Origin of the sequence: Salmonella sp. SAL4457 (assembly GCF_046548235.1) — a bacterium.
GTDB lineage: Bacteria > Pseudomonadota > Gammaproteobacteria > Enterobacterales > Enterobacteriaceae > Salmonella > Salmonella enterica.
This window is the reverse complement of record NZ_JBGDZO010000567.1, coordinates 1-268: the sequence shown is the minus strand read 5'-3', so window position 1 is coordinate 268 and position 268 is coordinate 1. Positions and strand designations below refer to the sequence as shown.

The following is a 268-nucleotide window of genomic DNA, read 5'->3' as shown; positions in this document are numbered from 1 at the left end:
CCCTGGAAGGGCTCGGCGAGCTGCACCTGTCGCACCTGCGCGTGGTCCTGCTGCTGATCGGCGGACTGGTCCTGCTCACCGCCTACTGGCTGCGCGCGCTACGCATCGACAAGCCGCTGTTCCCGCCGAGCCTGTTCAAGGCGCGGACCTTCGCCGTCGGCATCCTCGGCAACCTGTTCGCCCGCCTGGGCAGCGGCGCCCTGCCCTTCCTCACCCCGCTGCTGCTGCAGGTGGGACTGGGCTACCCGCCTTCCACCGCGGGCATGAC

General features: G+C 70.9%; 1 pseudogene. It reads left to right on the top strand.

Going from position 1 to position 268, the window contains the following annotated elements:
* Window positions 1–268, top strand: a pseudogene (locus tag ACLJNW_RS25480) (hypothetical protein); the annotation flags it as partial.